This window comes from Vibrio sp. 811, from assembly GCF_033339195.1.
This window is the reverse complement of sequence record NZ_JAWOUB010000434.1, coordinates 1-685: the sequence shown is the minus strand read 5'-3', so window position 1 is coordinate 685 and position 685 is coordinate 1. Positions and strand designations below refer to the sequence as shown.

Genomic DNA, 685 nt, shown 5'->3' with positions numbered 1-685 from the left:
ACTTGTCATTTGTACCGAGACAGAGGCGCGCATGATAACCAAGTCGGTACGGTTTGGGTAAGAAACGGCGAGCCACAAAACTCCTGCTCGGGCTGTCACCGACCTTATGACCGAGATGACAATGGCGATCCAATCATCGGCCAAGACGCAAGCCGAAGTGCTAAAACGGTTCACGTAATGCGTTTAGAGAATCTTGCAAAAGCGCGTGATTCGCTCGAAATCAACGTTGAAAACGCGCGATTTATTGATGACCAGTTTGAGGTTGAACTAAGAGTGTCGAAAGCGGGCACAGGTATTGGATCCATCAACGAACTGACCCCTTTCATTAATGAACATGGGCACCTCAATTTGTTGCTGAACTGGGATAACGGCCAAGGCCCGATGGTCGCAAACAACAGTCTCAATGTCGCCGATGATGGCGCACTTGGTGACGGCTGTGAGGCTCAAGGAGAAGGCCTATTCTTGTGTCATAAAGACTTCACTGACGCTGCAATTAAGCCAACCTCCAACTCTACGTTGACGGTTAACATCGCCGACATGCCACTTTGTGCCAACCGTAGAGATGGCGAGCTCGCCGAATGCGTCACGTTTGAAGGCATCGATCTTATCAAATCGCCTTTCGTCATTGCCGCCAATAACGCATCTGGCTCGTTTGATGTGTCTGGTATCAACAAGCAACACAAAC

The 685-nt window shown here is 49.6% G+C and carries 1 pseudogene; it reads left to right on the top strand.

The annotated features are described in order from the left end of the window. A pseudogene (locus R7Q46_RS27325) lies at positions 1-685 on the top strand (cytochrome C); the annotation flags it as partial.